We start from the raw sequence: 9,166 nt of genomic DNA, 5'->3' as shown, positions 1-9,166 counted from the left end.
CTGTAGAGCCGAGCCCACGCTCGGCTGCTTCTGGAAAGCCGAGCGCAGGCTCGGCTCTACAACGGCGGTGGACCGGTTTCATCGCCCCCAGCCCGGTTTCGTCGCAAACCGTTTGTGCGTGGCAAGGGCAGGGCGCCAAGGTGTCCGCAGGCGGCAAGGTGCCGCCACAAGGAGACCGTGATGAAGACCCTGTTCGCGCTCGGTGTGTGGTGCCTGCTGTTCGTGCTGTGCTGGCCGCTGGCGATCCTCGCCCTGATCGCCTGGCCGTTCGTCTGGCTGCTGAGCCTGCCGTTCCGACTGGTCGGCATCACCTTCTCGGCGCTGTTTGCGTTCCTGCGTGCGCTGTTCATGTTGCCGGCACGGTTGCTCGGCGGCCGGGCGGTGGCGGCATGAGGGCCGTGTTGCTGATGGGCCTGGTCCTGTTGTCAGGCCCGGTGCTGGCCACACCGCCCGCGCCGCCATCGGCGTGGCTGGAGCGCCAGCAGGCAGCCGGTGCCGACGAGGCGAATGCTGCGGGGGCGACGGCTTCGAAGGTGCCGGAGGCCAAGGCGCACTGCCGGGTCACGAAGGAATGGAAGGTTGGCGAGACGGTGGTGCAGCACAGGGTCTGTGACGATCCGCCGAAGAAGCCAGCTGAAAAGGTGTAGCGCCGAGCCCATGCTCGGCTGGGCCTTCACGGACCGCCAAGTGCGCAGCCGAGCGTGGGCTCGGCTCTACATGAAGAAGGGCAACAAAAAACCCCGCCGAAGCGGGGTTTTTCTTCTGCAGGTGAGTGCCGACCAACGGTCGGCACCTACCATGATGCAGATCAGTTCGCCTTGTGGATGGCGCGCTTGCTGACCGCCATCGCCGCGTCGTGGATCACTTCCGACAGCGACGGGTGGGCGTGGCAGATGCGGGCCAGATCATCGGCCGAGCCGCTGAACTCCATGGTCAGCACGCCTTCGTGCACCAGCTCGGAGACGTTGGCGCCGACCAGGTGCATGCCGAGGATGCGATCGGTTTCGGCATGGGCCAGGATCTTCACGAAGCCTGCCGGCTCGATCATCGCCACGGCGCGGCCGTTGGCGGCGAACGGGAAGCTGCCGGCCTTGTAAGGAATACCTTCGGCCTTCAGCTGGGCTTCGGTCTTGCCGACCCAGGCCAGTTCCGGCTCGGTGTAGATGACCCACGGGATGGTGTCGAAGTTGACGTGGCCCGGCAGGCCGGCGATCAGCTCAGCCACCGCGATGCCTTCCTCGAAGCCCTTGTGCGCCAGCATCGGGCCGCGCACGCAGTCGCCGACCGCCCACACGCCGTTGACGCCGGTGTGGCAGTGCGCATCGACTTCGATCTGGCCGCGCTCGTTGACCTTCACGCCGGTGCCTTCGGCCAGCAGGCCCTTGGTGGCGGCGCGACGGCCGACGGCCACCAGCAGCTTGTCCACGGTCAGGGTCTTTTCGCCTTCGCTGTCGGTGTAGGTGACAACGACTTCCTTCTTCTTGCCCTTGCCGGTGATCTCGGTCTTGGAGACCTTGGCACCGAGGCGGATGTCCAGGCCCTGCTTCTTGAATTCCTTGGCAGCGGTCTTGGCCACTTCGGCGTCGGCCACGGCCAGGAACTCCGGCAGTGCTTCCAGGATGGTGACTTCAGCGCCCAGGCGCTTCCACACGCTGCCCAGTTCCAGGCCGATCACGCCGGCGCCGATCACCGCCAGGCGGTTCGGCACTTCGGTGAAGTCCAGGCCGCCGACGTTGTCGACGATGGTCTCGCCGTCGAACTTGGCGAACGGCAGTTCGATCGAATCCGAACCGGCCGCGATGATGACGTTGGTACCCTTCAGCTCGACGATGGAACCGTCATGCTGGGTGACCTTGACCACGTTGTCCGGCTGCAGCTCGCCGAAGCCGTAATAGGCGGCGACCTTGTTGGCCTTGAACAGCATGCCGATGCCGCCGGTGAACTGCTTGACGATCTTGTCCTTGCGGCCAATCATCGCCTCGACGTCGATCTTGGCATCCTTGAAGCTGATGCCGTGGTCGCCAAAGATGTGGCCCATGTTCCAGAACTGGCGCGAGGAATCCAGCAGCGCCTTGGACGGGATGCAGCCCACGCGCAGGCAGGTGCCGCCGAGGGCCGGCTTGCCGTCCTTGCCCAGCGCTGCGTCGATGCAGGCGGTCTTCAGGCCCAGCTGGGCCGCGCGGATGGCAGCGTGGTAACCGGCCGGGCCGGCACCGATGACGACGACGTCGAATTGTTCAGCCATTGAATTATTCCTTGATGCATTACCAGAACCCCTCCGCGCAGGCGCGGAGGGGCGGGAGGTGTCTTACAGGCCGAACAGCATGCGGCCCGGGTTTTCCAGCTGGTTCTTGATGTCCACCAGGAACTGCACCGAATCCTTGCCGTCGATGATGCGGTGGTCGTACGACAGCGCCAGGTACATCATCGGCGCGATCACGACCTGGCCGTTCTGGGCGATCGGACGCTCCTTGATGGCGTGCATGCCCAGGATGGCGCTCTGCGGCGGGTTGATGATCGGGGTCGACAGCAGCGAACCGAAGGTGCCGCCGTTGGTCACGGTGAAGGTGCCGCCCTGCAGTTCTTCCAGGCTCAGCTTGCCGTCACGGGCCTTCTTGGCGTAGTCGGCGATGGTCTTCTCTATGTCGGCGAACGACATGCGCTCGACGTTGCGCAGCACCGGCGTGACCAGGCCCTTCTCGGTCGACACGGCGATCGAGATGTCCGAGTAGCCGTGATAGATGATGTCGTCGCCGTCGATCGAGGCGTTGACCAGCGGGAAGCGCTGCAGGGCATTGGCCGCGGCCTTCACGAAGAAGCTCATGAAGCCCAGCTTGATGCCGTGTGCCTTGACGAACTCGTCCTGCAGTTCCTTGCGCGCCGCCGAGACCTTGGACAGGTCGACTTCGTTGAAGGTGGTCAGCATGGCGGTGGAGTTCTTCGACTCCATCAGGCGCTCGGCGATGCGCTTGCGGATGCGGGTCATCGGCACGCGTTCTTCCGGACGTGCGCCACCGGCCTTGCCGGCGCCGCCGTTGCGGGCGAAGTTGACGATGTCTTCCTTGGTCACCGCGCCGCGACGGCCGGTGCCGTCGACGTCGGCCGGGTTCACGCCTTCGGTGATGGCGGTGAAGCGGGCGCCCGGCGGCAGGGCGTCGGCGGCCGACTTGGCAGCCGGGGCCGGAGCGGCGGCTGCGGCCGGAGCAGCGGCGGCCGGAGCAGCGGCGGCCGGGGCAGCGGCAGCCGCCGGAGCGGCTTCAGCAGCCGGAGCCGGGGCAGCAGCCACGGCGCCTTCTTCGATGATCGCCACGACCTGGCTGGAGGTCACGGTCGAGCCTTCGGCGAACTTGATTTCCTTGAGCACGCCGTCGACCGGCGACGGCACTTCCAGGACGACCTTGTCGGTTTCCAGGTCAAGCAGGTTTTCGTCGCGCTTGACGGCGTCGCCCACCTTCTTGTGCCAGGTGGCGATGGTGCCGTCGGCGACGGATTCGGGCAGTACCGGGGCTTTGACTTCGGTGGCCATTGCGGGAGCTTCCTGGTTTGTCTTCTAAATAGGGGGAGGATTATTCAGCGAACGTGTCGTTGAACGGGTTGACCAGTGCGTCGGCGACCAGCTGCTGCTGTTCGCGGACGTGGTCAGCCATGTGACCGGCAGCCGGCGAAGCCGAACGTGCGCGACCGGCGTAGTGCAGGTTCTGGTCATCGGCCAGGCAGAACTGCAGGTGGTGGCGGATCTGGTACCACGCACCCTGGTTCTGCGGTTCTTCCTGCGTCCACACCACGTCGGTGGCCTTGCCGTACTTCTTCAGTTCGGCAGCCAGCAGTGCACGTGGGAACGGATACAGCTGCTCCACGCGGATGATCGCCACGTCGTCCTGGCCACGCTTGGTCTGGTCTTCCAGCAGGTCGTAGTAGACCTTGCCCGAGCACAGCACCACGCGCTTGACTTTCTTGGCGTCCGCGCTGGCGTCGCCGATCAGGTGCTGGAACTCGCCATTGGCCAGCTCGTCCAGGGTCGACACGGCCAGCTTGTGGCGCAGCAGTGACTTCGGCGACATCACCACCAGCGGCTTGCGGGTGGTCATGTGCAGCTGGCGACGCAGCATGTGGAAGGCCTGCGCCGGGGTCGACGGCACGACAACCAGCATGTTCTCCAGCGCGCACAGCTGCAGGAAGCGCTCCAGGCGCGCCGAGCTGTGTTCCGGGCCCTGCCCTTCATAGCCATGCGGCAGCAGCAGGGTCAGGCCGGAAATACGGCCCCACTTGGCTTCACCGGCGGCGATGAACTGGTCGATCACCACCTGGGCGCCGTTGGCGAAGTCGCCGAACTGGCCTTCCCAGATGCACAGCGTGTTCGGATCGGTGGTGGAGAAGCCGTACTCGTAGGCCATCACCGCTTCTTCGCTCAGCAGCGAATCGATGACGGTGGCCTTCTCCGGCGAATCCACCAGCTGCCGCAGCGGCATGTAGTAGTTGTCGGTCTTCTGGTCGTGCAGGATCGCGTGGCGGTGCGTGAACGTACCGCGGCCCACGTCCTGGCCGACCAGGCGCAGTGCATGGCCTTCATCGAGCAGGGTGGCGTAGGCCAGGTTCTCGGCAAAGCCCCAGTCGCCCGGGATCTCGCCGGCGGCCATCTTGCGGCGGTCGTCGTAGACCTTGGCCACGCGCGAGTGCAGCTGCACGTCTTCGGGAATGGTGTTGATCAGCTTGGCCAGCTCGACCAGCTTGTTCTTCTCGACCTTGGTCGAGATCGGATCGGACAGCTTGCCTTCCAGCAGCTTCGGCCAATCGACGAACAGCGGGCTGGTCGGCGGGGTCTTCTCGACCTTGGCCAGCTCGGTGGTCACTTCACCGGCATCCAGCTTCTCGCGGTAGGCATCGACCATCGCCTTGCCGGCGCCGGCGGCGATCACGCCCGCCTTTTCCAGCTGCTCGGCGTACATCTCGCGGGTGGTGGCGTGCTTGCGGATCACCTGGTACATCAGTGGCTGGGTGATCGCCGGTTCGTCGGCCTCGTTGTGGCCCCAACGGCGGTAGCACATCAGGTCGATGACCACGTCCTTGGCAAACTTCTGGCGGAACTCGAAGGCCAGCTGCGCGGCGAACACCACCGCTTCCGGATCATCGCCGTTCACGTGCAGCACCGGGGCGGCGATCATCTTCGCCACGTCGGTGGCGTAGCGCGTGGAACGCGTATCCAGCGGGTTGGAGGTGGTGAAGCCGACCTGGTTGTTGACCACGATGTGCACGGTGCCGCCGACGGCGAAGCCGCGGGCCTGCGACATCTGGAACAGCTCCATGACCACGCCTTGGCCGGAGAAGGCCGCGTCGCCGTGGATCAGGATCGGCATGACCTGCTTGCGGGCGGTGTCCTTGCGGCGCTCCTGGCGCGAACGCACGGAACCGGCCACGACCGGGTCGGCGATTTCCAGGTGCGACGGGTTGAACGCCAGCGCCAGGTGCACCGGGCCGCCTTCGGTGGCGACGTCGGCCGAGAAGCCCATGTGGTACTTCACGTCACCGGCCGAGGCGTGCTCGTCGTGCTCGAACTTGCCTTCGAACTCGTCGAACAGCTTGCGCGGGTTCTTGCCCAGGGTGTTGACCAGCACGTTCAGGCGGCCGCGGTGGGCCATGCCGATCACCACGTCCTTGACGCCATCCTTGCCGGCGCTGCGGATGATGGTGTCCATCATCGGGATCAGCGAGTCGCCGCCTTCCAGCGAGAAGCGCTTCTGGCCGACGTACTTGGTGTGCAGGTAGCGCTCCAGGCCTTCAGCCGCGGTCAGGCGCTCCAGGGTGCGGCGCTGGGTGTCAGCGTCCAGCTGGTAGTTGCCACCGGCCGCTTCCAGCTTCTTGTAGATCCACTGGCGCTGCTCGACCTCGGAGATGTGCATGAACTCCGCACCGATCGAGCCGGTGTAGGTCGCCTTCAGGCGTGCAAGCAGGTCGCGCAGCTTCATGCGCGGCTGGCCGCCGACGCCGCCGGTGCTGAACTCGCTGTTGAGGTCGGCATCGGACAGGCTGTGGAACGGCAGGCCCAGGTCCGGGGTGTTGACCGGTGCGGCCAGCCCCAGCGGATCAAGGCGCGCGTCCAGGTGACCACGCGAGCGGTAGGCGGTGATCAGGCGACCGACATTGCGCTCACGCTCGTCGCCCGCACCGCTACCGGTGCCGGCTTTCAGCGCATCCTTGGCCGCGTCCGCGATGTGGGAGATGACAGCCGAGTGCGGGATGTCACCTGCTTCGCGGCCCTTGAAGCCGTCGAAGTAGGTTTTCCATTTGGGATCGACACTATCCGGGGAGACCAGGTACTGCTCGTACAGGTCCTCGACATAGGAGGCGTTGCCGCCGGCGAGTTGCGAAGATTGCGCAAACTGCTTCAGTTGATTGTCCACGATGGAGGGTGCTGATTCGCTTTGTGGGGTATGGCTTCAGAAGGACCCGGCACGAAGATGAATAGCCATGCACGGGCGCGTTCAAACAGCCAAATTGTACCCCCAACCGGACACGAAGGGGCATCACCAGAGGCATCGCGCGTCCCCCGGTGCCGCTTCCAGACAGGTTGGCGCGGTGGCCCGCGCTCAGATGCCGAGCGCGCGCAGTTCGCTGCAATCGCGCGAACGGTCCCAGACACGCTGCAATTGCTGCTCGAACGGCTGCGAACGTGCCGGCAGCGCGATGCCGGCTTCGCCGTCGAGGCGATGCCCGATCAGACGAAAGTAGAAGTCGCCGGCATCGTTGAGCAGGCAGGCCGAGGCCAACGCACGGTCGACCGGGTCGGTGACCTCGCGGAACTGGATCACGCTTGGCAGGCGCTGGGCCAACGCCAGCAGCGGTGCCCCGGCAGAGGCAACGGCAGCCGCATCGTGCACGATCACCCGCAGCTGCTTGTCGTGGCGGGCGGTGACGAAGCGGCGCAGGGCGGCCTGCACCGGCGGTGTGTCAAGCAGGCCGGGGTCCAGCTGACGGCTGTGCAGCCACAGCTGGCGGCGGGCGCGGTGGATGATGGCGGTGGTGATCGCCACCGCCTCGGCGCGGCCGTCGATGGCGCCGGCCGCGCCCAGCCGGCGACGCATCTGCTGGTGGCCGATGCCGGCCTCCTCGAACACCTCGCCCTCGGGCAGGAAGCCCTGGCGGGCATAGAAGTCACGCGCGGGCAGCTGGGCGTGCAGGTGCAGTTCGGCCAGGCCGAGGCGGCGCCCGGCCTCGACCAGTGCCTCCAGCAGGGCCTCGCCGACCCCCTGGCTGCGATGGCTGGCCAGCACCGCCATGCGGCCGATGCGGCCGTCCGGGGCCAGTCGGCCGGTGCCGACCGGCTGGTTGTCACTGTCCAGCGCCAGCACATGGGCACTGACCGGGTCCAGCGCATCGCGTTCCAGTTCGGCGGCGATGCCCTGTTCCTGCACGAACACGCGTTGGCGCACGTCGTGGATGGCAACGTGGGCGTCGGCGTGGCTGACCTGCTGGACCCGGATCATGGCGGCGGCTCAGACGCGGCCGGCGTCGCTGTCGTCTTCCTCGTCGTCCTCGAAGTTGACGATGACCTCGATGCCGTCGTCGTGCACGGTCACGGAGTGGACATCGTCGGACACCGCATCGGCGTCTATCGCATCCACGCGGTCACGGCCTTCGACCACTTCGCCGAGCACCACGGCGTCTTCGCCGTCGTCCTCGTCTTCGGCGTCATACACCTCGTTCGGATCGATCAACTGGAACACGCCACCAACCAGCAGCTGCTGGACCACCGCGCGGCCTTTGTCGGACAGGCCGCGATAGGCGGTGGCGTCGAGCTGCTCGGCACCGGCCAGGCGCTGTGCGTCCTTCACCGGCAACGCGAAGTCCTGGCCGCTGACATACAGGCTGGCGCCACGCTTGGCCCGGCGCCAGGCCAGTCGCGCCCACGGGTGGCGCTGCAGCAGCAGGCCCGAGGCCAGCGCCTGGGCCACTTCCTCCGGTGCCGGTGCGGCCTGGTGGGCCATCACTTCGCCCGCTGCACGGTAGGTGGTGATGAAGCGGCCGAACCAGTCGCCCAGCTTGTCCGGGTCGTTCATGCGGATGGCATTGAGCGCGGTGATCACCCGCGCCATCGCCACTGTGTCGATCTCGTTCGGGTCGGCCGGCACCTTCAGGTCGGCATCCTGGTAGCGGATGTTCTCGTCGGCATCGGCGATCAGGGTGTCCAGATAGTCGCTGATCAGCTCGGCCGAGGACGGCGCACGCATGCCGAACGAGAAGGTCAGGCAGGGGTCTTCGGCCACGCCGTGGTGCGGCACGTTCGGCGGCAGATACAGCATGTCGCCTGGTGCCAGCACCCAGTCGTGGGTCGGCTTGAACACCTTCAGCAGCTTCAGCTCCACGTCCGGGCGGAAGCCCAGCGGCGGCTGCTTGCCCTTGATCGATTCGCTGGCATCGATCTGCCAGCGGCGGTGGCCGTGGGCCTGCAGCAGGAATACGTCGTACTGGTCGACGTGGGCGCCGACCGAGCCACCGGTAGCGGCGAAGCTGATCATCACGTCATCCATGCGCCAGCGCGGCAGGAAGCTGAAGTGCTCGATCAGGGCGCGCACGTCCGGGTCCCACTTGTCCACGTCCTGCACCAGCAGGGTCCAGTCGTGGTCGGGCAGGGCGGGGAACACGTCTTCCTGGAATGGGCCAGTGCGCACGCGCCAGCCGTCCTGGGTCTTGTCGTGCTCGATCAGGCGCGCCAGTACACCTTCCTCGCAGGCCAGCCCGGCCAGGTCTTCCGGCTGCACCGGGGTCTGGAAGTCCGGGAAGGCGTTACGGATCAGCAGCGGGCGCTTCTGCCAGAAATCGCGCAGGAAGGTGGCCGGCGCCATGCCCAGCGGCTGGCCGGGACGGGCGGTGACTTCGATGAGCGGAGCGGAGGACTTGCGGGCGGCCATGGGGGAATCCTTGCAGCGGAAAGCGGGAGGGGCGGCGCGGCGGGCCGCCAAGGTCTCCATTGTCCGACGTTCGTTGGGATTGCGCACGTGCGGTGGTTTGTCGCGGGGTGTCCGGCCAACGGCGGAGCCCCTCGTGGCGGGTCTGGGTTGGTCGCTGAAAGCAAAAGCCGCGCTTGGCCGGGCGGGTGGGCTGCGCGGGGGACGCTGCAAGTACGTCCATGTAAGCTCGATCGCCGCATCCATGCGGCTCACGCCCCCGC

Annotated in this window: 7 protein-coding genes; 2 read left to right on the top strand and 5 right to left on the bottom strand. The window is 66.6% G+C overall.

Annotated features, from left to right (window positions below):
- The first annotated feature begins 180 nt into the window (after positions 1-180).
- Positions 181-393: a hypothetical protein gene (locus tag ACTJJM_RS09530; RefSeq protein WP_010486834.1), complete on the top strand. Its 213-nt coding sequence runs from the start codon at positions 181-183 to the stop codon at positions 391-393.
- Positions 390-647 carry a hypothetical protein gene (locus ACTJJM_RS09525; RefSeq protein WP_032952780.1) on the top strand — a complete coding sequence of 86 codons (258 nt, stop codon included), beginning with the start codon at positions 390-392 and terminating at the stop codon, positions 645-647. The genes ACTJJM_RS09530 and ACTJJM_RS09525 overlap by 4 nt, the downstream gene beginning before the upstream one ends.
- A gap of 161 nt (positions 648-808) precedes the next feature.
- On the opposite strand, the gene lpdA is transcribed toward ACTJJM_RS09525, so the two are convergent.
- The 5 genes from lpdA to ACTJJM_RS09500 form a co-directional block, all read right to left on the bottom strand.
- Positions 809-2,245 (bottom strand): dihydrolipoyl dehydrogenase, encoded by a 1,437-nt coding sequence (gene lpdA / locus ACTJJM_RS09520; protein ID WP_197598132.1) that lies wholly within the window; start codon positions 2,243-2,245, stop codon positions 809-811.
- 63 nt (positions 2,246-2,308) lie between these two features.
- Positions 2,309-3,526: a dihydrolipoyllysine-residue succinyltransferase gene (gene sucB / locus ACTJJM_RS09515; protein ID WP_440865436.1), complete on the bottom strand. Its 1,218-nt coding sequence runs from the start codon at positions 3,524-3,526 to the stop codon at positions 2,309-2,311.
- Positions 3,527-3,566: 40 nt separating this feature from the next.
- Positions 3,567-6,398 (bottom strand): 2-oxoglutarate dehydrogenase E1 component, encoded by a 2,832-nt coding sequence (locus ACTJJM_RS09510; protein ID WP_235650667.1) that lies wholly within the window; start codon positions 6,396-6,398, stop codon positions 3,567-3,569.
- Between the two features lie 186 nt (positions 6,399-6,584).
- Positions 6,585-7,481, bottom strand: coding sequence for a GNAT family N-acetyltransferase (locus ACTJJM_RS09505; protein ID WP_099559393.1), 897 nt, complete (start codon positions 7,479-7,481; stop codon positions 6,585-6,587).
- Positions 7,482-7,490: 9 nt separating this feature from the next.
- Entirely contained in the window at positions 7,491-8,906 is a 1,416-nt protein-coding gene (locus ACTJJM_RS09500) for a JmjC domain-containing protein (RefSeq protein WP_049453123.1), read from the bottom strand.
- Positions 8,907-9,166 lie beyond the last annotated feature (260 nt).

It is taken from the genome of Stenotrophomonas sp. 22692, from assembly GCF_052045015.1.
GTDB lineage: Bacteria > Pseudomonadota > Gammaproteobacteria > Xanthomonadales > Xanthomonadaceae > Stenotrophomonas > Stenotrophomonas geniculata.
Note: the sequence above shows the minus strand (reverse complement) of the source record. Positions and strands in the feature narration are given on the sequence as shown.

What these genes read in the sequence shown, in the direction of transcription:
- ACTJJM_RS09530 (WP_010486834.1), top strand. Translation starts at nt 181, where the DNA reads ATGAAGACCCTGTTCGCGCTCGGTGTGTGGTGCCTGCTGTTCGTGCTG.
- ACTJJM_RS09525 (WP_032952780.1), top strand. Translation starts at nt 390, where the DNA reads ATGAGGGCCGTGTTGCTGATGGGCCTGGTCCTGTTGTCAGGCCCGGTG.
- lpdA (WP_197598132.1), bottom strand. Translation starts at nt 2,245, where the DNA reads ATGGCTGAACAATTCGACGTCGTCGTCATCGGTGCCGGCCCGGCCGGT.
- sucB (WP_440865436.1), bottom strand. Translation starts at nt 3,526, where the DNA reads ATGGCCACCGAAGTCAAAGCCCCGGTACTGCCCGAATCCGTCGCCGAC.
- ACTJJM_RS09505 (WP_099559393.1), bottom strand. Translation starts at nt 7,481, where the DNA reads ATGATCCGGGTCCAGCAGGTCAGCCACGCCGACGCCCACGTTGCCATC.
- ACTJJM_RS09500 (WP_049453123.1), bottom strand. Translation starts at nt 8,906, where the DNA reads ATGGCCGCCCGCAAGTCCTCCGCTCCGCTCATCGAAGTCACCGCCCGT.